General features: G+C 54.5%; 28 protein-coding genes. 11 read left to right on the top strand and 17 right to left on the bottom strand.

The genetic code is table 11. The features are described 5' to 3' along the window. Positions 1–4 precede the first annotated feature (4 nt). Positions 5–355 carry a helix-turn-helix transcriptional regulator gene (locus J9893_RS19325; RefSeq protein WP_210601736.1) on the bottom strand — a complete coding sequence of 117 codons (351 nt, stop codon included), beginning with the start codon at positions 353–355 and terminating at the stop codon, positions 5–7. 246 nt (positions 356–601) lie between these two features. Between J9893_RS19325 and J9893_RS19320 the strand changes: the two genes are divergently transcribed. The 8 genes from J9893_RS19320 to J9893_RS19285 all read left to right on the top strand — a co-directional run bounded on the left by J9893_RS19320 (position 602) and on the right by J9893_RS19285 (position 4,247). Continuing rightward, positions 602–925, top strand: coding sequence for a hypothetical protein (locus J9893_RS19320; RefSeq protein WP_210601735.1), 324 nt, complete (start codon positions 602–604; stop codon positions 923–925). A gap of 12 nt (positions 926–937) precedes the next feature. Beyond that, entirely contained in the window at positions 938–1,387 is a 450-nt protein-coding gene (locus J9893_RS19315; RefSeq protein ID WP_024945018.1) for a hypothetical protein, read from the top strand. An 83-nt stretch (positions 1,388–1,470) separates the two neighbouring features. Next, on the top strand, positions 1,471–1,818 hold the full coding sequence (locus J9893_RS19310; protein WP_210601734.1) for a YkvA family protein: 348 nt from the start codon (positions 1,471–1,473) through the stop codon (positions 1,816–1,818). Positions 1,819–1,837: 19 nt separating this feature from the next. After that, on the top strand, positions 1,838–2,263 hold the full coding sequence (locus J9893_RS19305) for a DUF2787 domain-containing protein (RefSeq protein ID WP_201922840.1): 426 nt from the start codon (positions 1,838–1,840) through the stop codon (positions 2,261–2,263). A gap of 9 nt (positions 2,264–2,272) precedes the next feature. After that, entirely contained in the window at positions 2,273–2,683 is a 411-nt protein-coding gene (locus tag J9893_RS19300; protein WP_210601733.1) for a hypothetical protein, read from the top strand. Continuing rightward, on the top strand, positions 2,676–2,933 hold the full coding sequence (locus J9893_RS19295; RefSeq protein ID WP_128297182.1) for a hypothetical protein: 258 nt from the start codon (positions 2,676–2,678) through the stop codon (positions 2,931–2,933). The genes J9893_RS19300 and J9893_RS19295 overlap by 8 nt, the downstream gene beginning before the upstream one ends. A 111-nt stretch (positions 2,934–3,044) precedes the next feature. Continuing rightward, positions 3,045–3,542: a DNA repair protein RadC gene (radC, locus tag J9893_RS19290; RefSeq protein ID WP_024941038.1), complete on the top strand. Its 498-nt coding sequence runs from the start codon at positions 3,045–3,047 to the stop codon at positions 3,540–3,542. Between the two features lie 405 nt (positions 3,543–3,947). Next, entirely contained in the window at positions 3,948–4,247 is a 300-nt protein-coding gene (locus tag J9893_RS19285; protein WP_210601732.1) for a DNA methyltransferase, read from the top strand. 140 nt (positions 4,248–4,387) lie between these two features. On the opposite strand, the gene J9893_RS19280 is transcribed toward J9893_RS19285, so the two are convergent. The 6 genes from J9893_RS19280 to J9893_RS19250 form a co-directional block, all read right to left on the bottom strand. After that, entirely contained in the window at positions 4,388–5,209 is an 822-nt protein-coding gene (locus J9893_RS19280; RefSeq protein ID WP_210601731.1) for a hypothetical protein, read from the bottom strand. A gap of 190 nt (positions 5,210–5,399) precedes the next feature. Beyond that, complete coding sequence (locus tag J9893_RS19275; protein WP_043133634.1) at positions 5,400–5,981, bottom strand: DUF559 domain-containing protein; 582 nt, start codon at positions 5,979–5,981, stop codon at positions 5,400–5,402. Between the two features lie 764 nt (positions 5,982–6,745). Continuing rightward, a complete protein-coding gene (locus J9893_RS19265; protein ID WP_210601729.1) occupies positions 6,746–7,486 on the bottom strand; it encodes an endonuclease NucS domain-containing protein in 741 nt (246 codons plus the stop codon). A 43-nt stretch (positions 7,487–7,529) separates the two neighbouring features. Then, on the bottom strand, positions 7,530–8,138 hold the full coding sequence (locus J9893_RS19260; protein ID WP_210601728.1) for a CFI-box-CTERM domain-containing protein: 609 nt from the start codon (positions 8,136–8,138) through the stop codon (positions 7,530–7,532). A 110-nt stretch (positions 8,139–8,248) separates the two neighbouring features. Further along, entirely contained in the window at positions 8,249–8,722 is a 474-nt protein-coding gene (dfrA1, locus tag J9893_RS19255; RefSeq protein WP_000777554.1) for a trimethoprim-resistant dihydrofolate reductase DfrA1, read from the bottom strand. A gap of 107 nt (positions 8,723–8,829) precedes the next feature. Further along, positions 8,830–9,144, bottom strand: a complete 315-nt coding sequence (locus J9893_RS19250) for an HNH endonuclease (protein WP_100690256.1) — start codon at positions 9,142–9,144, stop codon at positions 8,830–8,832. A gap of 246 nt (positions 9,145–9,390) precedes the next feature. On the opposite strand from J9893_RS19250, the gene J9893_RS19245 reads away from it, so the two are divergent. Further along, positions 9,391–9,588 carry a phage integrase N-terminal SAM-like domain-containing protein gene (locus J9893_RS19245; protein ID WP_210601727.1) on the top strand — a complete coding sequence of 66 codons (198 nt, stop codon included), beginning with the start codon at positions 9,391–9,393 and terminating at the stop codon, positions 9,586–9,588. Positions 9,589–9,765: 177 nt separating this feature from the next. On the opposite strand, the gene J9893_RS19240 is transcribed toward J9893_RS19245, so the two are convergent. From J9893_RS19240 to J9893_RS19205, 8 genes are all read right to left on the bottom strand, one after another. Then, the gene (locus J9893_RS19240) at positions 9,766–10,479 is read right to left on the bottom strand and encodes a SprT family zinc-dependent metalloprotease (RefSeq protein ID WP_182954681.1); all 714 of its coding nucleotides are present in this window, start codon (positions 10,477–10,479) and stop codon (positions 9,766–9,768) included. After that, a complete protein-coding gene (locus J9893_RS19235) occupies positions 10,479–13,610 on the bottom strand; it encodes an HsdR family type I site-specific deoxyribonuclease (RefSeq protein ID WP_210601726.1) in 3,132 nt (1,043 codons plus the stop codon). The genes J9893_RS19240 and J9893_RS19235 overlap by 1 nt, the downstream gene beginning before the upstream one ends. A gap of 74 nt (positions 13,611–13,684) precedes the next feature. Further along, positions 13,685–14,749 (bottom strand): macro domain-containing protein, encoded by a 1,065-nt coding sequence (locus tag J9893_RS19230; protein WP_024941051.1) that lies wholly within the window; start codon positions 14,747–14,749, stop codon positions 13,685–13,687. Then, on the bottom strand, positions 14,746–15,252 hold the full coding sequence (locus tag J9893_RS19225; protein WP_232489832.1) for a DUF4433 domain-containing protein: 507 nt from the start codon (positions 15,250–15,252) through the stop codon (positions 14,746–14,748). The genes J9893_RS19230 and J9893_RS19225 overlap by 4 nt, the downstream gene beginning before the upstream one ends. A 365-nt stretch (positions 15,253–15,617) precedes the next feature. Next, positions 15,618–16,946 (bottom strand): restriction endonuclease subunit S, encoded by a 1,329-nt coding sequence (locus J9893_RS19220; RefSeq protein ID WP_024941052.1) that lies wholly within the window; start codon positions 16,944–16,946, stop codon positions 15,618–15,620. After that, positions 16,946–19,393, bottom strand: a complete 2,448-nt coding sequence (locus J9893_RS19215; RefSeq protein WP_210601725.1) for a type I restriction-modification system subunit M — start codon at positions 19,391–19,393, stop codon at positions 16,946–16,948. Before J9893_RS19215 ends, J9893_RS19220 begins: the two co-directional genes overlap by 1 nt. A gap of 185 nt (positions 19,394–19,578) precedes the next feature. Beyond that, positions 19,579–20,025, bottom strand: a complete 447-nt coding sequence (locus J9893_RS19210; protein ID WP_043852095.1) for a hypothetical protein — start codon at positions 20,023–20,025, stop codon at positions 19,579–19,581. Between the two features lie 146 nt (positions 20,026–20,171). Continuing rightward, the gene (locus J9893_RS19205) at positions 20,172–20,360 is read right to left on the bottom strand and encodes a DUF3283 family protein (protein ID WP_021138010.1); all 189 of its coding nucleotides are present in this window, start codon (positions 20,358–20,360) and stop codon (positions 20,172–20,174) included. Between the two features lie 116 nt (positions 20,361–20,476). On the opposite strand from J9893_RS19205, the gene umuD reads away from it, so the two are divergent. Together umuD and umuC are read left to right on the top strand one after the other, a co-directional pair. Continuing rightward, on the top strand, positions 20,477–20,920 hold the full coding sequence (gene umuD, locus J9893_RS19200; RefSeq protein WP_024941056.1) for a translesion error-prone DNA polymerase V autoproteolytic subunit: 444 nt from the start codon (positions 20,477–20,479) through the stop codon (positions 20,918–20,920). Further along, positions 20,901–22,160: a translesion error-prone DNA polymerase V subunit UmuC gene (umuC, locus tag J9893_RS19195; RefSeq protein ID WP_210601724.1), complete on the top strand. Its 1,260-nt coding sequence runs from the start codon at positions 20,901–20,903 to the stop codon at positions 22,158–22,160. Before umuD ends, umuC begins: the two co-directional genes overlap by 20 nt. A 23-nt stretch (positions 22,161–22,183) precedes the next feature. Here umuC and J9893_RS19190 read toward each other — a convergent pair whose 3' ends face one another. Continuing rightward, a complete protein-coding gene (locus J9893_RS19190) occupies positions 22,184–23,221 on the bottom strand; it encodes a Fic family protein (protein WP_210601723.1) in 1,038 nt (345 codons plus the stop codon). Between the two features lie 40 nt (positions 23,222–23,261). Continuing rightward, on the bottom strand, positions 23,262–23,926 hold a 665-nt coding region (locus J9893_RS19185), incomplete at its 5' end, for an IS30-like element ISAs2 family transposase (RefSeq protein WP_151296858.1).

Genomic DNA, 23,926 nt, shown 5'->3' with positions numbered 1-23,926 from the left:
ATGATCAGCGGGAACGGGCCAACCGCTCCACCAACCGTTCTACCGTTTCCAGCAACAGGGTTCGGTCAGCATCATCGAGCCGGGCCAGTTGCTGGCTCAGCACAATGCCCTGCTCGGTCGGGCGGTTACTGGTCTCGCGCAGAAAGTCCGCCAGCTCACAACCAAACAGTTGAGCGAGCTCCGCCAGCCGCACCACGGTCGGCACCACAATCCCTCGCTCCATTCGAGAGACGGCCTCCATCCCGATATTGAGGTATTCAGCCACATGCTCTTGCGTGAATCCGGCTTGAGTACGCTTGTGGCTAATCGCCTTGCCAACGCTCTTGGCTAACAGCTCAAGGTTGATATCTGTCATGGTTCCTCCAGTCAACCCGTATGGTTGACCATGGACTCATTGACGATAAGGACTCAAAAAGGCGAGTATCAACTAATTTGGTTGTGATTGGCCGTAAATCGATGATCGCTACGCTGACCGACTCACCGACAACAAACATCAATCCTCGTTTGTGGCATCCCCTCCCATCTCGGGTAAAGCGCTTTTACGCGAGCGGTTAGGGCGACTGCCATTGTTACTATTACTCTGTTACATAAGGAAAAGTACATGGCTCGTTATCCCGTTATTGCCTCCCTCTTTTTTCTCGTCGTCACCATTTATTCACTCTGGACCTGTAGCTCCCCACAGCTCGGATTCTGGGGCCATATCTGGCACTTTGTCTTTGGCTCGCTGTTTACCTCACTTGGCCTGATGGGAGGGGAATTGTTCCGCCGCTTCACCCAACCAAACATGCTGTTTGCTGACGGCGCACAGGAGATGTTCAAGAAGAAGCTGTTTTGGAAAGTTGGCCCCCAGCTCATCGGGGGAGTGGTGGGCTACATCGCGGCAGGTGGCTTTTTACAAAATGTGTTGGGTTACTACGTTGGATAAGGAGAGTTAACCATGAACAAATGTTGGATCACGTTGACGGCCATCCTGCTATGCAACAACGCCCTAGCCTATGGCGAGGCCGGACGCTGGAGCAGCGGCTGGGGTCAGGGTACCAGTGAATACACGGCGGTGGTCAACGAGCAAAACAACCTCTATATCGCCTGCAATGACACCCGAAAGGTCAGCATGACGGCCACGGTACAGGGCAAGGAGTACGGCTCTTATGCTGGGCAGGCTTTCTCCATCATCGTCGATGGCAGCCAATACGATGCGCCCTATGAGACAGAATCCCGTGTCGGTGAGAACAATTTCTTCGACATGTGGGGCAAGCTACGCAAGGCCAAGTCGATCCGCATTTTAACGGCGGACGGCAAGCAGCTGGCACTGCCGACCCAAGAGGTAGCCGCTGTACTGCCCGCCACTAATACCCCCGAGTTTGACTGCTTGATGTGGGACCAATAGATCACATCCATTCCCATCCAAGAGGAGGCATTTGCCTTCTCTTTTTATTTCTGCAATTCACCCACCCGTGAAGGAGACGCACTATGCCCCCCTGCATTCCCCCTGAATGCGAGCCGTTCGATCACCCAGGCTTTTGGCACAAACTCTTGGCCTTTGCCAAACGTGCCGGTCGGCACTTTATCGAGACCAGCCTGTTGCTCTACTACACCAGCCAGAAGGATGACCTGCCGCTTTGGGCCAAACTGCTGATCTACAGTGCGCTGGCTTACTTTATCTCACCGATCGATGCGATCCCGGACGTGTTACCGATGGGGCTCACCGATGACATCGCGGTACTCAGTGCGGCGCTCGCCAGCATTACCGCCTTTATTGACGCCCAGATCCGTGCCCGTGTGGCCAAAAAAATGCGCGAGCTGTTCGGCCAAGATTAACCCCCACAAGGAGTACACCATGACCATTCCCTTTTTCCGGGACGGCTTTGCCCTGCCCGTAACACAAGCATTGCTGGTTCAGCTTAACCAGGAAGTCGCTAAAACCGAGCTCAATCTTGAGCGCTTAACCCAACTGACCTTCAACTTTCGCAATACCGGCTACAGCGCCGAGCAAGGCGGCGTGCACCCGGTCGAGATCCGCCTGATCCGCGGGCTCGATGGCTGGCTGTTCGATTACGTCACCGACTTCAGCTACCAAGGGCTCGCCCAGGATGCTGAGCTCTGCAAAGAGCTCGATTTCAACTTCCTCGATGGGGAACACACCATGTTGGGCTGGGGACCGCTGCGGCTGGCCGAAGCGCGGGAGTTGTTCGATATCTGGCAAAGCAACTTCATTGCCTACTGCCGGTTGGAATGCTTCAGCGTCACGGTCGCAGGGGATTAGGAGGTCACGATGAGCCAAGAATTAGCGCTCTCCCACTACTCACGTCAATGGTTGGGACAAATCGCCGCCAACGCCAAGCTAACCCCCACCCGCAGTGGCCAGCGCTGGCTGCTGCACCTGACACCGGATAGCCCACCAGCCAGCACAGTCACCTTACAAGTGCGCTGGTCTGGCGTGCAGTGGCAACTGCTCTCTCTCACCAATGCTGAGGACTGGCACACCATGAGCCAGCCGAGGGATGAGATCTGCATTGACCCCAAGCGCAGTTGTTTCTGGCGTTGCCAAGCAGGGCCAGTCTCACTCACCGATCAGCCTCGCGTGCTTGCAAGCTTCCTGACTGACCTGCAGCGCATCTGCATCCACCGCGGCTATCGGGTAGAGAGTGACCCCATTGAGCAACAGGAGAATAAGGATGATTAATACCATGATCGCTATCGAGCTGGAGGCTTGTCTTGAACACGATGGTCAGATTGAAGTGGTGCATGACCAAGGCCAGGTGGTGGACGGTTATGCCCTCTATCTGCGCTATGAAAACGAACGGGGCGATGCACTGGCGCAATGGCTGTGCGATCACCCGGATCGCCGCTGGCTAGCCCACTTAGGCAACCTGATCGCGACCAGTTACCACATTCCACTGCACGACTACACCCCGCACACCTTGGCGGCCTGAACGCCGCCAGCCAATCCTGTTGTTACATCCCATTGAGTAACCTATTAACCAAACACCTCGCCGACCCTGCCGCCTCCAACGCGGTGGGGCGATGGCGTATGGAGCCTAATCATGTTGCATCAAAAACTCACCGCCGGGGAGATCCCCGGCACCTACCGGGTGACTGACCTTGTCACCGACGATGACCTGCTCACCATCGCCCAAGCTGTTGCCCGGCAGAAACTGGCCAAGGGAGAAGCTATTACCGATAAACACTTGGCCCATCAAGCCCTGCAAGGACTGCTGCAAACACGAGATCGCGAAGTGTTTGCTGCACTGTTCCTTGATAACCAGCATCGGATCTTGGCCTATGAAGAGCTGTTCCTTGGCACCCTGTCCGCTGCAACCGTCTACCCCCGCGATGTGGTCAAGCGGGCACTGCACTACAATGCTGCCGCCCTGATATTGGTGCATAACCACCCGTCGGGATACCCGGAACCCAGCCGGGCAGATATCGAGATCACCCTGCGCCTACAGAATGCCCTGGCACTGGTGGATATCCGGATTTTGGATCATCTGGTCGTCGGTACAGAGGGTGTGGTGTCGCTGGCAGAGCGGGGAGAGCTGTAATCAACCTCAAGCCATCCATGCGTATTCCGGTGAAGTTGAACAGTGATTCCGGAATCTGTGAACACCATTTCCGGAAAGTATGCGGACAGGGATTCTTCGAGCAGAAGCTGAGCTTTGAGGGGAGGCATCTTTTCGACTCACTGAACAAGCCAGCAGCCAAGCGCAGCGCGGCAGTTGTGGATCCAAGACGTTGGAACAGGACGGTTCATCTGAGGAAGGTGCGAATAAGTCACCAAGTACAAAAATACGCCTTTGTAAGCATTTGAATTAAATCGACTAAAATTTTCAGTTTTGTTGTGGAGGGTACTTGTTCTCACCTTCCCTGACATCAGAGTACGTGCACTGAGGTGTCCGGAATCGGTGTACACGCAAGCCGGAATCAGCGTTCATTTTAAACCGGAATAGGTGTTCATTTTCGACCGGAATATGCACTTAGGTACTTTAGGTCGTTCAGATGAACAGCGCGCCAATATGCAGGCCGTGTTTAACAATGATAAAACGCTGGGTTATCTGGATTTTGTCGCGTGCTGGTTCTGGAAGGGGGCACAGTATATTCAAGGCTCACGGGCTGAGCTGGCACTGGTGTCGACTAACTCTGTTTGCCAGGGTGAGCAGGTGGCCACTCTTTGGCCACGAATATTTAACCTTGGCCTGAGTATTCACCTTGCCTATCCAACGTTCCCTTGGGCTAAGCTGACGCTATGATTTTATTTAACATGATTTCTCCAGTGTAGTTAATGGTTGGTGAAAGAATGAACATGCATAACACCTGAATTAAGCCGCGCCGCGAAGCGGCGTCGGCTTGAATGAATTGTTAGACCGCGGCCTTCGCAACAATGGTCGCACTACAGGCTGTGCTCTACGGCGACACTTTTGACAATCTGTTTCGCACAAAGCCGAGCTTCTTCAAGGGTGGAGTAATCGCTAGTTGCGTTCTTGGCGAAGATGAACTGCAACTGCCATAGTGTGTTGGACTGTTCGTCAAGGACGGCAAGAAATTCAGCACCTAGTACGCCGCCCCAGCGCTGTGCACTAAAAGAAGTTAGCCTAGCGGGAAGGCCGGACACATCAACCGGAACAGTCTCTGTTTGCGGATTCGTGATGCCTTCTAAGCCAGAAACTCGCGATATCGCTCCCGCCGCAGCGCCATCTACGCTTGCTTGCAGTTCGGCCGGATAGGTTGCAACCACTAGCCGCACCTCTCCCAGGCCGCAGGAAGGCTGGCTGTTGTAAACGGAGAGATCTATGGGAGTGGTCGGGTTTTCCGCCGACAACCCGGACATCATCACCTGTGCCTCGGCCTCGTTTGCAGTAAATGAAAACGGGTAGTTGAGGCTTAGACTACCCACCTTCTGCAAAGGCATCTGCGCAGGTGTGAGCTCTTGCGAGGCCTTGCTGCCTGATGGCACGGCTGGGTTCGAGTTGCTGGCGAGCCCAACTGCTAAGCCCACACCAACAACAACGCCGAGTACGGCAGATAGTACCAGTGCAAAAAACGTGCCGATTCTAGGCTGTAGCCAGTAGTACGCGCCAAATGTGGCCAGACCGGCCACCACACCCAGCGTCTTGAAAACAACAAGAGCCACTATTGTTGTGACAATCCAACCGAACGAACTTGGCGCTCGCGCGGTGTGCTTCGCTGCCACGGCAGTCCCTTCACTACTCATTGTGAATCCCCCTGTTCTGTCCAAAATGCGCTTGATCTTATCTCTGCCCGCGGTGTCAGTGGCTACCTCCCCGAGCGGTCTAACGCCTGAATTAAGCCGCGCCACGAAGTGGCGTCGGCTTGAATGAATTGTTAGGCCCCCGGCAATTGATGCCAGCGGCCTGCCCAGCCTCGCGCATTCATTTTCCGTATCAAGCTGTGGCGCGCAGTCGGTGGCGAGCCTCCTCGACCCGTCTCACTGTCTCGGTAGGCGAGCTAAAAACAACGTTTGCTGGAATGCGCAAGACCGTGTAGCCCTCAGCGCGAATTACCTCGTCGCGTGCGGCGTCCCTGGCCTTGGCTTCGGGGCTGCCGTGCCAGGTTTCCCCATCGATTTCGACCACGAGTTTCTCGTCGACTAGAAAGTCTCCCCGGAATTGACTCCATGCAGAGCCCCGTCCGATGTGCAGTCTGCCAAGCCCGATCTGGGTACGCAACTTGACACCTTTACCAGCGATGCAACCTGGTCCCGTCGTCATCTTGTACGCTGAGACCATGGTATCGAAGAATGCTTCTTCCGCAGGAGACTCGCAAGTGAAGCGCATGTCTTCAACGGTAACCGGTTCGTTGAGGCGGGCGGCGATTTCCGCCTCCTGCCTCTTTCGTTCCGGCTCATCTCGAATGTCGCTGTAGACCGACCAGGCAATTAGACCGCCCACCACGAGCAGTGGCCAGAAGAAAAAACCAATGACTATCAATACAGCGGCCAAAAGGCCGCGCTGGGAATAAGTCATAAAATCACTCTTGAATCTTTAGAAAAGTCTCACCTATAACTTCAGCGCCGGTAAGCGGGTAAAATAAACCGGAACTCCAATGGTCGCAATGGGTCGAAACAGGACCATATCCACAGGCCGTCTTCGACTTTCGGTCAGTGGAAGATTGCCTCGAAAAGAATTCTGCTATGGCCTAACGCCTGAATTAAGCCGCGCCGCGAAGCGGCGTCGGCTTGAATGAATTGTTAGCAGCTAGGATGCCGAGCCTTTATACGAATAAATCGCATTTTCTTTGCTACTAGCCTCAACTGTTTTGACAAGTCTATAGCTTGACTTTTCCAGCCTCTTGCGTTTCCAAGCATTCCCATAGGCGCCAAAAATTATTCGGATTAATAAGGCGACCAGAGCTATAACGCCTCCGATAATCTGTGTTGTCTCAGCATAGCTGCCAGACTCATGTCTTTGTATTTGCTCGGCGATGGACATGAGCATCTGTAGGAATAGTTCGACCGGTAGCAAAATTAGTCCTATCAGCCATAACTGCATGCAAAGTGCCCATATGGAGCCAAAGAAAAAAGCCGGCCATGACCAGCCGTTCTTTACGGCCTTACAGGCTCCGTTGCTTTTTTCGTATACGTTGAACGATCTCACTCAGGCTTCTCCAAGGTTGTGCTGCTAACGCCGCTGTTCAGGGGCGCAATTGCCGTGGCGCAGCTTTTGCGCTCTTTGCAAAAGATGTGACACGGCAATTGCGTCCCGTTGGAACGCCTTGTTAGCGGCTTGCATCACTCCGCTCCATCAGAGAAAAGAAATCTTACGCTGTACTTCCTTAAGGCAAGACTAGGCACCATTCTGGCAGCTGCTTTTGCTCGGGAGTCAAAGTCAGCGGCTACTAGAATACCTCTGACCGCTGCACCATCTTGCTCTGCCACAATATCTCCCATGTAACTCAATATTTGAGCCACCGCTCGCTGTCCGGCAACTCCAGTTTTCAGTTCAATTACAACAGTTGCTCCTGATTGATCGCGAGCTGTGATGTCTATAAAACCTGATTCTACCGACCGTTCGGCTCCCTCATCGATGATAGTAAGCCCAGGCTCCAGTTGATCAATTCTCAATCGAAGAGCTGCCTGCATATCCCGCTCAAGTCCAATCCGTTGAGTGGCTTCTTCGTCGGGCAATGCTGCACGTGCGATTGTTCCAGGTTCTTCAATTACATCTGCAGGTGCCAACAAGGGATCATTTCGGAATAGACGATATCTCCTTACGGCATCACGGTACGATGCCAAATTCGAATACAGATCGCCATTGATGGGAATATTCGTCGGATTCGGTCGACCAACTTGCCGGTCATTTGCAGAGTAGCGCAATGCCGCAACAACACTTTCAAGCCTATCGGTCTCGTAATGCGTATCAAGGTCGCCAAAATACTCTTCGACTCTTCCTGCCCGATGTAGTTGGGCAGTGACTGTCCCTGCTTGATACTGCTGGTTTTCGAGCCACTGCTTGTATTGGTCCGTTCTCATGATGCTTACTCTGGGTTGTGCTCCTAGCCGCTAACGCTTCGCCTCAGCGGCGCGCGCCTTTGGCGCGTCCGCTGGAGGCGTTTGTTATGTGTTTTACTGCAAAGTTTAAAACAACCCTTACTTGGCGCGATAAGGTAGGTTTGGTAATTAACCAGTTGGCTATTGCTGGTGATATTTTGTAATAGGTCTTCACAAAGGCTCTGCCCACGACACTATTTAATAACGTATCATCTCGATATTTCCGCAGCTGTCTTACTTGGTAACACGACGGATCGCCATAAACAGCAGTCGCAATGAAACAATCACTATTGCTGAATGTTTTTACTGTTGCAGCACAATAGGGGCAAACCGACCTTTCTGGTCTGCCTTGATAAGTAATCATTCTAGGGACAATTTTTTTACCACAACTTGGGCAATTGATTCTGTCATCAGAAGGCCGAGTATTTTGCGCGGGCGCTTTAGAAGTAATTGTGACATTGACTGCTCTTAGTCCTTTATTTCCAGGCTTTGACTCAAACTGAACCGAATCACCATTTGATGGCAACGATGCGCCATTGATACTCTGAACATTAAAGTAATGATCTTCTCCGCCTTCAGACGTAATGAAGCCATAACCCTTCTCTGAGCTAAACCATTTTACAGTGCCTTGCACAACATCTCCTTTTTTTATTCCACATAACGCCTGGCACAGCGGATCGCAAACCTGGCGCGGCTTTTGGTACAAAAGGCGTGACAGGTTTGCGAATCCGTTGCTGCCACTTGTTAACCCTTTTGCCAGATTTGGTAACTATAATTTATGTTAGAGGCGAAGTCTTGGGTAAAAACTGGCCTAAAATTGCTGGGGATTTCAGGAAAGTAAACATCACCTTCCGGCTCGATGTCTATTGTAGATATATGTAGTGTATCTACTTGATCGATCAGGCTTTTGTATATCTCCCCACCACCTGAAACAATGACATGATCCGTTATTTTCTTTAGGTTGGTTAAAGCATCTTTAATTGATGGAAAGATCAATACGTTCTCATTGTCAGATGTAAAACTTGAACGTGTTACGACCGCATACTTTCGGTTGGGTAATGCTCCCATTGATTCAAAAGTCTTGCGTCCAACCAACAGCCATTGGTTATAGGTAATAGCTTTAAACAGGAGCTGTTCACCTTTGGCACTCCATGGAATATCAGGGCCATTCCCGATAACTCCATTCTTCGATATAGCTACCATTAGTGATAGTTTCACAATTCTTCCTCAGAGGTTAACGCCAAGCTAAGCGGTGCCCTGTCAAGGGCATCCGGTGGACAGCCGTCAGGCCGGGAACGAACTTAAGCGCCTTGTTAAGCGCTGACTTACAGGCCACGCTCAATAGCCTGTTTTATGATCGGTGCTACGGTTTCCGGAGTGATACCACGATCTTGGCAATACTTGGTTTGCAACCATGCGGATAGCTGCTTTTGACCTTTGCTGGCATTGCAGCCGCAGCAACACAAGGCAATATTTTCTCTCGTAATGATGCTGGCATCGTTAATGATGTGCTCCCAGCTCGCCGCAGACTTCCGTAGCACTTTCACAGAGGTAAATTCTTTGCGGCAATAGACACACTCCGTGTCTCGCTCTCGAACTTCTTTTTCCAGCCAGTCCGGTATGTTCCAGTTATTTGCCATTACTCAAAAGTACCTTTACCGCTTAACAATTTATTGTACGGAATCTATCCGTGATTTTGGGGTGGATCGGGTCGTCATAGTCTGGTGTGAGACTATGTACCGGAAGCTTGAAAATCCCGGATAAAGCCCGCTTTGGCAATGTTTTTGTACCGCATAGATTATGCAAAAATGCGGAAAGTTTCTTCATAGTCAGCAATGGGACTTGCTCGTGTATATACTGTTTATATATACATGTGGAGGTGACTCATGCGCAAGCCTCATTCGCCGTTTTTGGCAAGCATCTATGGGCAGATGTTGATGCTGCGTTACGCGATGGCAACCGTTGAAGCCTATCTGCACTGGATCAAGGCATTTATCCGTTTTTCCCGGATGAAGCATCCGGTCGAGCTGGGGAAGGTGCGAATAAGTCATATGGCACGAGAGCATTTAATGGTAACCCATTGATATTAAATGACTAAAATTTTCATTTTTTGTTCGTGGGATACTTGTTCGCACTTTCCCTAGTGTTTTGACCAGGTCGAGATAACGAATGAACAAAAACAAAGTAATCCGCTCAACAGATGAGCCGCGTCAATCTGGTTTTGCCGGCACCATACCACAAACTTACCTAACTACTTTTCCCTAATACCCCCACCGGTTAAACGCCAGCGGCATCTTGTTGAGCTTCTCGCGATGCTCGCGCCAGTTGGGCAGATGGGTATCCATCAGTGTGATAAATCGCTGGTTATGTTTGCGTTCTAACAGATGCACCAGTTCATGAACCACAATAAATTCCAGGCATTCAGGGGGCTTCTTGACTAGTTCGAGGTTAATCCAGATGCGGGCCGTATCTGTTTTGCAGCTCCCCCACATGGTCTTCATCCGTTTGATACCGACAAACGAAGGGGTGACGTTGAGCAAGGCCTGCCACTTGGCCATCAATATCGGCAGCCGCTGGCGTAGCAATTGGCGATACCAGCCCAGTAGCAAGGCTTCTCGCTTCGCGGCGTCATAATGAGCGGGAACCCGCATCCGGATCCACCCCCCTTGTAGCTTGACGCTGTGCGCTCCCTCAACCGGGATCACCTCCAATCGATAGCCCCGTCCCCAAAGGTAGTGCGTCTCGCCGCTGCACATCTGGCGCTCGCTCTGACGTGGCTGCGCCTGAAAGTGGGCCTGTTGCTGCCGGATCCACGGCAAGCGTCTGACCACGGCCATTCTGATGGCCGTCTGTGACAGCGACGCCGGGGCCGAGACGCGCACGCGACCATCAGGGGGCAGCACATTGATGTGCAGGTTCTTGATCCCCTTATGCTGCAACTCCAGCGTGAGCTCACCAATGGTGATCAGGGGCATCAGTGGTACTCCTGCTGCGCTTTCACCAGCTCCATCACCTCGGCAACGGTCACATCGTATCCCTTGGTTTCTTCGGCAATGGCAAACGCGATCTCCCGCTCCTTGAAGCGATCGCCATACCAATCGGCCTTCTTGGTATAACGCACGGCGGTATCAATCCTGGCCACCAGCAGCTCATCCTTGCCCAGATTGTCATAGAGTGCCCGTTTGGCTGCCGTGTCTATGCTCTCTGGGTAGGCGCTCTGGCTATGGCTCTGTGGATATTTCACCTGCTTGGCCAGCTCGCGGACCTTTTCCAGATACTCCTGATAGGAGATGGCCTGCTGGCGGCGCAGATCGATCAGCTCATCGAGCAGCACCGACATCCTCTCGTAGTATTTGGGGTTGACCGGGTTCTCATCGACGATGGTCCGGCGCACGTTGTTTTCAATCGCCTCGGCCATCGACTCCTGATTGTCGCGCATCTCCTTGGGCAACCCATCCAGCGCCTCGGGGCCGCGCTGGATAATGAGCTCCAGCAGCCCCAGCTCCTCAAAGTCCATCAGCGTCTCGCTGGGGTCGGCATCCACCCACAGATCCAGCATCTGGCGCATGCCCGGCTCGAACTGCTTCATATCCACCAGATCACCACTGGCCAGCTTGATCTCATCCCGGACCTTGGCGAAGTGTTCGACCTCCTGCTTAATCGAGGCGGCCTGCGAGGCGCTGTAACCCGCCTCCTCCAGCTCACCGGCCAGATTGGTAAAGGCGCGGATCAACTTGGCCACCAACTGATAGAGGGTCAGCCGCAATGCCTCTTTCTCGCTCAACGTCTCTTCATCGGCTCCCGGCTCACAACAGAAATAATGCTGATAATCGAGTTGCGACTTGGGCGCCTTCACCGGCTCACACAAGGCACGGACGGCTTCCAGAGCGTTATCCAGATCCTCTTTGGCCTGGGCCAGTCGATCCTTGAGCAGCCCGGCCACATCCTCTTTGTCATAACCCGCGAAGGCCTCGGCCGTATAGTCGTTGACCGTCTTCTCCAGCGACTTGAACAGGTCTTTGTAATCGATGATGTAGCCGTACTCCTTGTCGTCACCATCCAGCCGATTCACCCGACAGATGGCTTGGAACAGGTTGTGATCAGCCATCTTCTTGTCGATATAGAGGTAGGTGGCAGAGGGGGCATCAAAACCGGTCAGCAGCTTATCCACGACAATGAGCAGCCGCATCTGGCCCGGCTCTTTGATAAAACGCTGCTTGACCAGTTTTTCAAACTCTTCGACCCGCTTAGCCGCCTCATCCTCCGGCTGCTCGAAATAGTCGGCCAGCATCTTGCGATAGATGTTGTACTTGGCCAGCTTCTCCGTCAGCCCCTCGCCCGTCTCCTCGCCCTTGATCTCGCTGGCATTGGGTTGGTAACTGGTGACGATGGCGCACTTGCCAGCAAAACCGGCCTGGCTGAACATCTCGTAACTTTTGCACGCTTGATAGACGCTGGCGCAGACCAGCATGGCATTGCCACGACCATCGGCCAGCCGGGGCTTGCGCTCGAAGTCGAGCAGAATATCGGCCACTATCTGCTCCAGCCGCGAACGACTGGAGAGCAGCTTCTGCATTGAGGCCCACTTCTGTTTAAGCTGCTGCTTGCCCAGCCGCGAGAGATCCTTGGTCTTGGTATCGAACCACTCATCCACTTTTTTCTGGGATTTGACCCGCTGATCGATATCCCGCGCCTCGTAGCGCAGATCCAGCACCACGCCATCACTCACCGCCTCGTTGAACTTGTAGGTGTGAATGTAAGGGCCGAATATTTCGATGGATTTTTTCTTGTCCAACTTCATCAGCGGCGTGCCGGTAAAACCGATAAACAGCGCCTCCGGCAACAGGCTCTTCATAGCCCCATGCAACTTGCCAGACTGGGTGCGGTGACACTCATCGACAAACACAAACAGCTGCCCCTTGGGGCTGAAGTCCGAGGGCAAACTGCGGCGCATATCAGCAATAAAGTCATCCGAGCTGCCATCATCTTCGTCATCCGACTCGCCTTCAGGCGTGCGACCGAACTTGTGTACCAGCGAGCAGATAAGCCAAGGGTTATGGGCATGCAGACGGGTCACCAGATCGGCACCGCTTTTGGTGCGCAGGATCTCCTCTTCCACCCCACTGAATACCTTCTCGATCTGCTCATCGAGTTCAGTGCGGTCGGTGATGATAAGCACACGGCTGTCGGTCACATTTTCGCGGATCCACTTGGCCAGCCAGACCATGGTCAGGCTCTTGCCGCTGCCTTGGGTGTGCCAGATGATGCCGCCATCCCGGCGGCGGATATAAGCCTTGGCGGCACGGATGCCGAAATACTGGTTATGGCGGCAGGTTTTCTTGGTGCCCGCATCAAACACGATAAAGTCGTGGATCAGCTCCAGAAAGCGCGCCTTACTGCACAACTGCGTCAGATGCTGGTCCAGCAGATTGGCACCCGGCAGATCGACATGGTCGGAATGGATTGGATCGGCTGGCTCTTTCCACTCCAGATAGTATTTCTCGTGGGTTTCGATAGTGCCGTAGCGCACCCCTTGGGTGTCGTTGCCCGCCATCACCAACTGCATGGTGGTGAAGAAGTTACGGATAAAATCCTTCTTCTGGTTATCCAGGTTCTGGTGGATACCTTCAGAGACAGAGACAGTGGATCGCTTGAGTTCAATGACGCCAAGGGCAATGCCGTTGACATAGAGCACCAGATCCGGCCGTTTCTTATGCTCGCCTTTGACCGTCACCTCTTCGGCTATGGCAAAGTCGTTGGCCTGCGGATTGGCCCAGTCGATCAACCAGACAGTCTGGTTCTGCTCGCCTGCCCCGACTTTTTCTTTCACGCCATAACGAAGCAGGCGATAGACCTCCTTGTTGGCATCATAGAGGAGGCGCCCTTCGCCCAGGCTCGCCGCCCGATCCAGTTGCCTGAGAACCTTAGGGATCAGCGCCGCGTCCACTCCACGCCCCACCAGCCAAGCGGTCAGCAGCTCCGGCTCGACATTGCGGTTGTTCTCCCGTGTATGCCAATCCCCCAGATAGCGATAGCCCAGCTCCGCTTGAAATAACTTGATGACGCGGTTCTGGGTTGCCCGCTCCCGTTGGCCGACTGAAATCATGCTCTCTATCCCTGTTATTCTCTCAAGCCGCCGCGACAACCGCGCAGCCGCTGCTATTCGTTATACCCACTTCGTTACACCAATCCCTGCTGCAAACGGGTCAAGGCGATCTGCAGACTGCGATCATCAAACAGCCGCGCCTTGCGCTCACCCCACGGGGTTCCCGCTGGCCAGCGATGCAACCCCTCTCGCAGCGCGCTCAGCGTCGGCGCACAGCCCTCTTCGGCTATCAACCAATCGACCGTGGCCAATAACTCCATGCCATAGGGCGACTCAAAACCATCGATTAACGCGGTCGTCTGCTCCAGTATCGGTAAAAATGCTTTGGCCTCGGTCTGGAGATAAACGGCAAGCTCTTGTTTTTTCGCCTCATTAAACCAGATGACATCAAACGGCTTGCTATCCGGGATGCGCTTGTCGGACTGCAGATAACTGCCGTCCATCGCATTGAGCAGATGGGTCAGATTGTTGGCATAAGGGCCATAACGATGGGCCTTAAACTGCAACTGCAACGGATCCCCCAGCGGGTTGCGGCCAATGACCCGCGCCAGAAACCAGGCTAGTTTCTGGATCTCCAGCAAGCTGCACTCCATCCCTAAAAACCAGTAGCGACGTACCAGTTCAGCAATCAGGGCCCGAGCCGGAGTCAGCTCCGCCACCCCGCCGCGCTTGGCCACATTTTGGTATTGGCGACTGGGCTCATAGAGCAGGATATCGATATCCAGATCGCCCAGTGCCGTTTCGATCGCCTGTTTGACCTCAGGCCAAGGCAGACCACCGTTGCCAGCCCCCAGCGGCGGAATGGCAATCGAAGAGACCTGCTGCGCCTGTAACCAGGCCCGCAGATCCTGCAAACCCTCCTGGATCCACGCCATCTGTGCCGGATTGCGCCAGTGCTGCTTGGTCGGAAAGTTGACGATCCAGCGCGGCCCCAGCAGCTCACCCGTCTGGGTAATAAACATCTTGCCGGTGACGACATCACCCTGTTTGCACGCCTCGGCATAGGCGCGCATATTGGCCGGGAACCGCTCCTTGAACATCAAGGCGATCCCCTTGCCCATGACACCGACGGTGTTGACGGTATTCACCAGCGCTTCCACCGGAGCATCCAGCAGATTGCCTGTTGTATATCGAATCATCTGAAATACCACCCATCACGGACATAGACGGGGCGCGCGACCCCCACACGATTCATGCATTGTTCCACGCGGTTCTTTATCTCTTCGTTGTAACACACCACACCCAGCAACGCCTCGATGGGGCAATGTTGATGGAGCAAGGCCTCGGCCTGATAGCGTTCCAGCTTGCTCAAATCGTCCGCATCACGCTTGAAATCACGGCACTGCAACAGTGGCCAGTCAATCCGCCCCAGATCGCCAAGATCGGCATAGAAATTGGCCCACTGGTAATAGGCATGGCTATCGGTAAACACAAACGGTAGCCCCAGTTCAGCCATGCGATGCAGGCTGGAAACCAGGATCAGGATTTCATCATTGTCACGCCAGGGAACACCGCGCCCTGAGTGAATATTGCTGAGCATGGGCGAATGACCCCATCCGCATACAAAAATCGGGTGGCCGCTGTGCACGCCATCAAACAACTCACAATAAAAGTATCTCTTTATTTTCAGATAGATAAACATCTATCGCGCCAATTAACAACCACCCCAGTCAAACAACGGTCAAGCAACGCTCAAGCAAATCTGCGGCCGGGTGGGCTCGGTGGCCAGACTCGCGGCAGAGGCTAACTCTTATACACAACTCCCATCCCTTTAATGAGATATCTAGGGAAGCTGAGGCTCCCTCCCCTTTTTTCAAGGGGAGGGTTGGGGTGGGGTTTGCTTTTTAGCTTGTGAAACATCAAAAGCCACCCCCTCCCAACCTCCCCCTTTGCAGGGGGAGGAGCTGTTCGAAGCTTTTCGGCATTTATCTCACCAATCGACCAGAGAGGTGTATAAGAGACAGCGGCAGAGGTGGTCATCTGGTTGGGCTGCACTCATGCCCCCGTCTATGCCCCCACCGCCAGCGGCAGGCGAATTTTGCCGGTCAGCAGTTGCTGCATCATGCCTTGCTTCAGGGCGCGGGCCTTCTCCAGCTTTTGGGTTAACGCCTGCAGCTCGTTATCCATATCGGATAAAATAGTGGCGATGGCGGTTTGTTCTTCAATCGATGGGAAAATGGATTTTGTTGACTCCATTTTCTCCTTTGTGACATGCAACATTGTGCCGCCACTCGAAGAACTATTCTTTAACCTCTCAGTCATATCACCCAGCAAATAGAACAAGAATGCTTTATTATTGCCACTCTTACATTCAATTTTCCAAATGTGATAATGATAAATAGCCTTGCTTCCTTTCCATATTACGGGTCCAAATGTTGCCGACCACATAAATAGAAGGTCTCCAAAATCGCAATACTGCCTTTCTGGAAGTTGCAAATTTGAATAATAATATTCATCTCCCCTCCCAGTCAGATTTTGCAATCTAATGACGGGTACTCCGGACGATTCCCATTCGTGTAAAGCGTAAGCTCGACCATTAATAAATTGGCTCGCATCTCCAAGTGACACAACCTCCCAATCCTCCGGGATTTCTCCCAGTTCGCTGGGTTTATAGCCTTTGGGGGTGCCATCGGGGCGCAGGGCGAAGGCGGGTAGGCGGGTGCGGCCGGTCAGCAGTTGCTGCATGGTGGCGCTCTTGATGGCCTGCTTCTTGGCGATCAGCTGCTCCAGCGCATCGATCAGCGCATCGCTATCCGACAGCACATTGGCAATGGCGGTTTGTTCTTGTAACGTTGGCAAAGCAGTCTTAATCATTCTGACAGCATCAAGGTTCATTCCTGCTTTTGCCCCTTGATCAGTTGAACCTTTGAATAATTTTTGTATTTGATGAGATGATAAATAATAGGCTATAAACTTCGAATTAATCTTGGCATGATTAAAACGAATCAATGCAATATGTTGGTTAATAAAGGCAGGCTTATCTAAAGATGAATCTATATAGGAGCAAATCCCTATATCTGCTGTGATTGAAACAAGAACATCTCCTTCTTCGAGAGATGTACGTTTTCCTTCTGATGAAGCAGCATCAATCATTACATAACAAATATCTTTCAAGTCTAAATATATAGACTCTCTAGACATGTTCGTGATCCTGACGAAAACATCACCATGCTTTGAGTAAAATTTAGCCCACCCTCTGGAACCACTTGTAATATATGGTTCAAGGTCACCAAGCCGATAAAAACTCCAATCCTCGGGAATAACCCCCACCTCGGTCTGCTTATAGCCCGCCGGGATCGCCTTGCCTGCTGTCTCCTGCATCATCTGCTCTGCCATTATGCCCACTCCAACCCCATGCTCTTCAAATGGGCGGCCACCTTGGCCTCCAGAGCGGCGACCTGCTGGGTCAGTTGTGGCAGGGTGGCGCTGTAGCGCCCCTCCAACTCTTTGACGCGGTTGGCCAGTTGCTGGGTGATGCGCTCAATCTCCGCCTCGATGGCCGCTTGCAAGCTGGCGCGCCACTTATCCTCCACCAGCAGTTGCTTGATCTCACTCTCTGTCAGCTTGGGGTAACGGGCAACCACCGTCCGATCCAGCGCCTCTTGTGCTTCTTTTACCGCCTTTTTAGCACTGCTTTCGGCTTCGAACAGCTTGATGGCGGTTTTTAGCGCCGATTTTTCATCGGCATCGCTGGCCTGCTTGAGCCGCGCCTTCAGGCTGGCGGCGTTGATCTTGCCTGCGTCGTTGGCGGCGTCACTCAGCAGCCCCTCCTCGCCGCCCTGCTCTTCCAGATAGCTTTCCAAGGCTTGGCTTGCCTCATCCGCGGCGGCCTGCAGGGCGTCGATGTCAGCCTGCTCATCGCTAAAGAAGCGGGCCACCAGCAAGGCTGGCGGCAGCAGCTCGGCCTTGTATTTGCTCTTGCCCAGCACCAGATCCGGCGTCTCTTTAAGCTTTTCGCCCTTGTCGACTTTAAGCTCGCGCAGCACCTTGCCCGCCGCCCAGCCATCCTGGCAGAGCACATAGACATCGTCCTGCATCACGGCGTGCCAGTAGTCCAGCAGCAGCTGGTAGATATCGTAGTTATCCAGCAGCGGCAGCGGCGCATAGGCGGCGAGCAGCGATTCGCTGATCTCCTCAATCAATGCCTTGGGCGATTCGCCCGGCTTTATCTCCGGCAGGTGGCACTCGGTAAACCAGCGCGAGAAGGGTTCGAGTGAAGCAGATGCAAAACGGACAAACTCGGGGTGCGCCAGTATGGTGCCCTTGACCTTGGCGGCATCCACCAACCCATGGCTATAACCGGCATGGGCCGGAGCAAACAGATCGGCCCGCAGGGTCGGGAACACCTGCCAGTAAGCGCCCAGGGCGTCGATATCCCGATTGGGAATGCCGCCTTTAAGGTGGGCGGCCAGATCGTGCAGATCTTCGGCCTCGCTGGCATCGATATAGCGCGGAATATTCAGGTTGTAGTCGTTGGCGGCGATCTCGGAGAGCGGCACGGCGCGGCTGTAACGGGGAATTACCTGCTCACGGGTAAAGGTATCGACGATCTTGTGGATGTCCTGCTCGCGCAGCCGGTTCTTGTTGCCATCTTTGATAAAGCCTTTACTGGCATCGATCATAAACAGGCTCTGACTGGTATAGCCGTTGGCCTGGATGGCGCGCTGGTGCGCCGTCTCCTTGTCGATGACGATGATGCAGGCCGGAATGCCGGTGCCGTAGAAGAGGTTGGCAGGCAGGCCGATAATGCCCTTGATAAAGCCTTGTTTGAGCAGATTCTCGCGGATGCGCGCCTCGGCATTGCCGCGAAACAGCACGCCGTGGGGCAGGATCACCGCCCCCTTGCCACGGCTGTTGAGGCTCTTGATGATGTGCAGCAAGAAGGCGTAATCGCCATTTTTCTCCGGCGGTATGCCCCAGACAAAGCGGCCAAACTCATCGTGCTCGGCATCCAGACCGCTGGTCCAGTTCTTGTTGGAAAACGGCGGGTTGGCCACGGCAAAGTCGAAGCTCTTGAGCTGGTTGTTGCCCTCCTTCCACTGGGGCGCGGCCAGGGTATTGCCCTTCCAGATCTTGGCGGTCGGATTGTCGTGCAGGATCATGTTCATGCGCGCCAGGGCGCTGGTGGCGTTATCCATCTCCTGACCGTAGATGGTGAGCCCCTTGGGGCCAGCCTCGTCACTGGCCTTGAGCAGCAAAGAGCCGGAGCCACAGGTGGGGTCGTAGACGGTGGCATTTTGCGGTGTCTGGCGGCTGATGCCGATCACCTTGGCTAGAATGCGCGACACCTCGGCCGGGGTATAGAACTGCCCCTTGGACTTACCCGACTCGGTGGCAAAGTGGCGCATCAGGTATTCGTAGGCATCACCTAGCAGATCATCACCCTCGGTGCGGTTGGCGGAGAGATCCAGCCCCTCAAAGATGCCGATCAGCTTGGTCAGGCGGTCGATCATCTCCTTGCCCTTGCCCAGCTTGTCTTCATCATTGAAATCGGCGATGTCGATCACGCCCTTGAGATCATTGGCTTCGGCCAGCGCCGAGATGGTGAGGTTGATCGCCTCGCCGATATTCTTGTCGCCCTTGCGCGCCACCATGTCGTCAAAGCTGGCCCCTTGCGGCACCTCAATCATGGCGTAGGGGTTGCCCTTGGCCTTGTCGGAAACGTACTTCACAAACAGCAGGGTCAGCACATAGTCCTTGTACTGGGAGGCGTCCATGCCACCGCGCAGTTCATCGCAACTGGCCCACAGGGAGGAGTAGAGTTCGTTTTTCTTGATAGCCATGGAAAGGGTTCCAATAAGAGTCAGTTTGCGCCAAGGGCGCATGGAAAACGAAAAGAGGCGATTGTTTGCACCCATACGGGTGAGCACGCCAGAGATTGCCAACGAGTTTACCCACTTGACCCCGTGGCAACCATGGTGGATATCACATCAGTGACGGATAGGCAGATCGTTTGCTGCAAAAGCCATCATTTGCCTTCCAGCAAGGCCGGCGGTGTGCTCTCGCCACGGCATTTGAGTTGCCCCAGCGCGTTGGTTCGACAGACGGTGCCATCAGATGCACGCAACTGACCAAGTGCATCTTCACGCCATGTCACCCGTTCACCGGTTTTGGCATTGCTGCCGCGAATATTGCCCAGCGCGTCTTGCCGATAGGTAGTGCCATCGCTCCTCTTAAGATTGCCGAGCGCGTCCTTACGCCAGGTCGTTCCGGTTCCCGAGTCTTTGATGTTGCCAAGCGCATCCTCACGTAAGGTGCCCTGCTTGCCATCGTCACATTGATAGCGGGTATGGCCCAATGCATCTTTTCGATAGGTGCAGTCGGCTGCAAACACGACTTGCGGCGTTAGGCTCAGCAGCAGTGCGGCCAGCGACCACTGGCGTGTCGCTAACCAAAAGCCGGGTTGGTGACTCATTGCATCTCTCCTCTGACGTGAACTCGATTGACTATACCGGGCCAGCCGCTCAGCCTCGATACTGAGGTTTTTAACATGTCGTGTTTTCAGGCGGATGCGTGATGGCAAGACGTCCACTGAGGCGCGTTCAGTCCAGCTTGAGATAATTAACCTCGTTTGTATTTACCCACTTGCTCAAGAAAGTAGCTGCCCAGCTCACCCTTATGCTGGCTTGCTTCGCTTTCTGCGCTGGCCAAGTGACCGTTGCGCTCTTTCCATACGGCATATGCGGCAGCCTTCTCGACCTCGACCCGTTCTTGCTGCTCTTTCGGTAGGGCACACAGATTGTGACTCATACTGACCTCTTTGTTATTTGTTGGCGCCATGGTACGCCATCAGTGGCATGCGGGACTTGCGCTGGTTCAAAGGTGGCGCGCTATAATGCCTGTATATAAACACAGGCGTTATTACCATGAAGCTGTTAACCCCAGACCCATCACCCGCCGAGGTGACCATCCCGCTGTTCTTGCACCGCGCCTCTTGCGGCTTTCCCAGCCCAGCCAGCGACTATCTGGAAGGGAAGTTGGACCTTAACACCCACTGCGTGTCGCACCCTGCAGCAACCTTCTATCTGCGTGCCGAGGGGGAGAGCATGACCGGGGTCGGCATCTTTCCCGGTGACTTGCTGGTGGTCGATAAGAGCCTCACCCCTCGCCATGGTGATGTGGTGATTGCACTACTCGATGGCGGCTTCACGGTAAAGACCTTGCAGCTCAAGCCGAGGTTGCGGCTGCTGCCAGCCAATCCGGCGTTCGCGCCTATCGACCCTTGTATGAGTCTCTCCCTGGAGTTGTTCGGAGTGGTCACCCATGTGATTGGCAATCTGAGACAGCGTGATGGCTATAGCGCTCGTTGATGTAAACAACTTCTACGCCAGCTGTGAGCGGCTGTTTCGCCCTGAGCTGCGTGGCCGCCCGATCGTTGTGCTCTCCAACAACGATGGATGCGTGGTGTCGCGCAGCCCCGAAGCCAAGGCGATGGGTATCAAGATGGCCGGGCCCTACTTCAAGATCCGCGAGCAGTTCGAGGCGCATGGCGGTGTGGCATTCAGCTCCAACTACGCGCTCTATGGCGATATGTCTGGCAGGGTGATGAGCACGTTGGAGACCATGGCCCCCGAGCTGGAGGTCTACTCCATCGATGAAGCGTTCATGGCGTTGTCGGAGTCGTTTGCCGGGGACCTGACAGCCTATGGGCAACAGATCCGGCAGCGAGTGTGGCAGTGGACCGGCCTAACGGTAGGGGTTGGGATCGGCCCCACCAAGACCCTCGCCAAGCTGGCCAATTATGCAGCCAAGAAGTGGCCTGCCACGGGCGGCGTCGTGGACTTGCGTGACGAGCTGCGCCGTGCCCGGCTGATGGCTATCACCCCGGTGGATGAGGTGTGGGGCATAGGACGGCGCTTGGGCGCTAAGTTGGTGGCACAAGGCATCAACACCGTGGCTGACCTGGTGGCTAGCGATGCCAAAGGGTTACGCGCCCAATACGGCGTGGTGGTCGAGCGGATCGTACAGGAGCTGCGTGGCCTGCCTTGCGCAGAGCTGACCGTTGAACCGGCGGCGAAGCTGCAGATCCTCTCGAGCCGTTCCTTTGGTGAGCGCGTGACTGACCGTGGAGAAATGGCCCAAGCGTTGTCAGGCTTTATGGCTCGCGCAGCCGAGAAGCTGCGGGCCGAGGGGATGTGTTGCCAGCGGGTGCACCTGTTCGTGCGAACCAGCCCCTTTGACGAACGAGCGCCTTACTACAGTGAGCAGGCTGGCGTCCGGCTGGTCTGCCCTAGCGATGATACCCGGTTGCTGCTGCAGCAAGTGAACGTGCTGCTACCGCAGATTTGGCGCGACGGTTACCGTTATCAGAAGGGGGGCGTCATGCTGAGTGAGTTCACCCCCAAGGGGCAACAACAGGCAGATCTCTTTGCCCCGTCCTCCGCTCAATCAGATGCGCTGATGGCAGTGATGGACCAGATCAAAGCCAAGGGATTGGGGCGCGTAGGCTTTGCCAGCCAAGGCACTGGGTCGCCTGAGTGGATGATACGACAAGAGCACTTGAGCCCCTGCTACACCACCCGCTGGGAGGACCTGCCGGTGGCGAGGTAGTCCTGAGTCTGTTAGTTGCGGGGCTAGATGGTTGACGCGTCAGGATCCAATACCTCCCAATGTCCGCTCTTACGCGGCCCAACAAAGCGCAATCGCCCGTCTTTGACAAGCACGGCCACAGCTCTCTCCACTGTACTGGTCGACTTGCCAATCCGCTCTGCAACTTGCTTGAGCGTTATGGTCGGCTCAGCCGCCAGTTCCGCCAAGATGGCCTGGGGTGTTTTGACCCGCTTTTCTACCTGCGTTTCCACCCTCATTTCTACCCGCATTTTCTTCTGATGAGGTGATACTGCTGCTGGTTGAACCGCAATCGCCTGGGCCAGCGCATCGCGCAGCGCTTCCAATAAAAAGAGGATGAACTCGGTACAATCACTGCGACTGTCAGCCTGACTTAGCTGCTGATAGTAGTGATCTTGCCGAGCGTTGATCACCGTCTCCACTGGTAAGAAAGCCATTACAGGCTGCCAGCGACTCAAAATCACCGCCTGCCATAAACGCCCCATCCGACCATTTCCATCCGCAAATGGATGAATAAACTCCAACTCATAATGCAAGGCACAGGAAGCGATCAGCGGATGAGCCTCGGTCTCAGCCAGCCAGGTCAATAGGTGTTCCATCAGACGAGGGACCTGGTTAGCAGGGGGAGCCATATGCACCAACTGCTCGCCTCGATAGATACCTACACCACCGCTACGCCAGTAACCCGCATCATCACAGAGTCCACGCATCAGGAGTCCATGAGCACCAAGTAAATCATCAGCTGAAGCTGGATCCCAATCAGGCATTGCTTCATAGGCCGCAAACGCATTACGGACTTCTTGGATTTCCCGTGGAAGCCCGAGTACCGTCTTCCCCTCAATCACTGCCGTCACCTGCTCAACACTCAGGGTATTGTGCTCAATCGCCAAGGAGGCTTGGATAGTACGGATCCTGTTCTCCCGACGCAGCATCGGCACCTGGGAGCTCTGAGCAAACCGCCACTGCCCCACCAACTCGGCGATCTCCGCCACTCGACTCAACATGGCATGGGTCAAGGTGAAGGGAGGGGAATAGGCTGCCATGAATTACTCCGCGAATTCAACTTCGAAGTGCGACACTCGCCTATGCCGCCTGACGGTACTCTTCGAATACCTTGACAGGCTGCCTGAATCCGAGACATTTCCGAGGTCGTAGGTTGAGCCACTGCTCCGCTCTCCTGACATCCTCGTCCGTGACCTCTCTCAGGTCTGTTCCCTTTGGGATAAACTGCCTCAACAGCCCATTGCTGTTCTCGTTCAGACCGCGCTCCCACGAAGAGTAAGGGTGCGCAAAGTAAGTCTCGGCACCCAGCGCTTCCTCTATCGCCTTGTGTTCGGCAAACTCGCCGCCGTTGTCAAAGGTGATGGTATGCACCTGCTCGATGTAGGGCGTTAACATCTCGATTATCGCATCCCGCACCACCCCAGCCTGTTTGCTCGCGACCCGCTTGACCAGATAGAGCCGGCTCTTGCGCTCCACCAGGGTGACCAGTGCACCTGTGCCTTGCTTGCCCAGCACCGTGTCCGCCTCCCAATCACCGAGCCGCTCCCGGCTATCGACGATAGCCGGCCGTTCATCAATAGAGCGGGCTTCCTTGATGGGAGAACGCAGGCTGCTCGCCCCCTTGCGGTAGCGCTTGTGGCCCTGGCGCAGATGGCGGTACAACTGGCCACCCCGGGCTTTGTCGGCGGCCACATGGCGGTATATCCACTCGTGACTCACCATGAGGCCTATCTGCTTGCCCACCG

The sequence above is a fragment of the Aeromonas sp. MaB10011B genome (assembly GCF_017939325.1).
GTDB classification, from domain to species: Bacteria; Pseudomonadota; Gammaproteobacteria; order Enterobacterales; family Aeromonadaceae; genus Aeromonas; species Aeromonas caviae.
Note: the sequence above shows the minus strand (reverse complement) of the source record. Positions and strands in the feature narration are given on the sequence as shown.

What these genes read in the sequence shown, in the direction of transcription:
- J9893_RS19320 (WP_210601735.1), top strand. Translation starts at nt 602, where the DNA reads ATGGCTCGTTATCCCGTTATTGCCTCCCTCTTTTTTCTCGTCGTCACC.
- J9893_RS19300 (WP_210601733.1), top strand. Translation starts at nt 2,273, where the DNA reads ATGAGCCAAGAATTAGCGCTCTCCCACTACTCACGTCAATGGTTGGGA.
- J9893_RS19305 (WP_201922840.1), top strand. Translation starts at nt 1,838, where the DNA reads ATGACCATTCCCTTTTTCCGGGACGGCTTTGCCCTGCCCGTAACACAA.
- J9893_RS19295 (WP_128297182.1), top strand. Translation starts at nt 2,676, where the DNA reads ATGATTAATACCATGATCGCTATCGAGCTGGAGGCTTGTCTTGAACAC.
- J9893_RS19225 (WP_232489832.1), bottom strand. Translation starts at nt 15,252, where the DNA reads ATGTTTATCTATCTGAAAATAAAGAGATACTTTTATTGTGAGTTGTTT.
- J9893_RS19325 (WP_210601736.1), bottom strand. Translation starts at nt 355, where the DNA reads ATGACAGATATCAACCTTGAGCTGTTAGCCAAGAGCGTTGGCAAGGCG.
- J9893_RS19265 (WP_210601729.1), bottom strand. Translation starts at nt 7,486, where the DNA reads ATGAGAACGGACCAATACAAGCAGTGGCTCGAAAACCAGCAGTATCAA.
- J9893_RS19275 (WP_043133634.1), bottom strand. Translation starts at nt 5,981, where the DNA reads ATGACTTATTCCCAGCGCGGCCTTTTGGCCGCTGTATTGATAGTCATT.
- J9893_RS19215 (WP_210601725.1), bottom strand. Translation starts at nt 19,393, where the DNA reads ATGGCTATCAAGAAAAACGAACTCTACTCCTCCCTGTGGGCCAGTTGC.
- J9893_RS19220 (WP_024941052.1), bottom strand. Translation starts at nt 16,946, where the DNA reads ATGGCAGAGCAGATGATGCAGGAGACAGCAGGCAAGGCGATCCCGGCG.
- J9893_RS19245 (WP_210601727.1), top strand. Translation starts at nt 9,391, where the DNA reads ATGCGCAAGCCTCATTCGCCGTTTTTGGCAAGCATCTATGGGCAGATG.
- J9893_RS19240 (WP_182954681.1), bottom strand. Translation starts at nt 10,479, where the DNA reads ATGCCCCTGATCACCATTGGTGAGCTCACGCTGGAGTTGCAGCATAAG.
- umuC (WP_210601724.1), top strand. Translation starts at nt 20,901, where the DNA reads ATGGCTATAGCGCTCGTTGATGTAAACAACTTCTACGCCAGCTGTGAG.
- J9893_RS19210 (WP_043852095.1), bottom strand. Translation starts at nt 20,025, where the DNA reads ATGAGTCACCAACCCGGCTTTTGGTTAGCGACACGCCAGTGGTCGCTG.
- umuD (WP_024941056.1), top strand. Translation starts at nt 20,477, where the DNA reads ATGAAGCTGTTAACCCCAGACCCATCACCCGCCGAGGTGACCATCCCG.
- J9893_RS19310 (WP_210601734.1), top strand. Translation starts at nt 1,471, where the DNA reads ATGCCCCCCTGCATTCCCCCTGAATGCGAGCCGTTCGATCACCCAGGC.
- J9893_RS19190 (WP_210601723.1), bottom strand. Translation starts at nt 23,221, where the DNA reads ATGGCAGCCTATTCCCCTCCCTTCACCTTGACCCATGCCATGTTGAGT.
- J9893_RS19230 (WP_024941051.1), bottom strand. Translation starts at nt 14,749, where the DNA reads ATGATTCGATATACAACAGGCAATCTGCTGGATGCTCCGGTGGAAGCG.
- J9893_RS19315 (WP_024945018.1), top strand. Translation starts at nt 938, where the DNA reads ATGAACAAATGTTGGATCACGTTGACGGCCATCCTGCTATGCAACAAC.
- J9893_RS19205 (WP_021138010.1), bottom strand. Translation starts at nt 20,360, where the DNA reads ATGAGTCACAATCTGTGTGCCCTACCGAAAGAGCAGCAAGAACGGGTC.
- J9893_RS19235 (WP_210601726.1), bottom strand. Translation starts at nt 13,610, where the DNA reads ATGATTTCAGTCGGCCAACGGGAGCGGGCAACCCAGAACCGCGTCATC.
- J9893_RS19250 (WP_100690256.1), bottom strand. Translation starts at nt 9,144, where the DNA reads ATGGCAAATAACTGGAACATACCGGACTGGCTGGAAAAAGAAGTTCGA.
- J9893_RS19280 (WP_210601731.1), bottom strand. Translation starts at nt 5,209, where the DNA reads ATGAGTAGTGAAGGGACTGCCGTGGCAGCGAAGCACACCGCGCGAGCG.
- radC (WP_024941038.1), top strand. Translation starts at nt 3,045, where the DNA reads ATGTTGCATCAAAAACTCACCGCCGGGGAGATCCCCGGCACCTACCGG.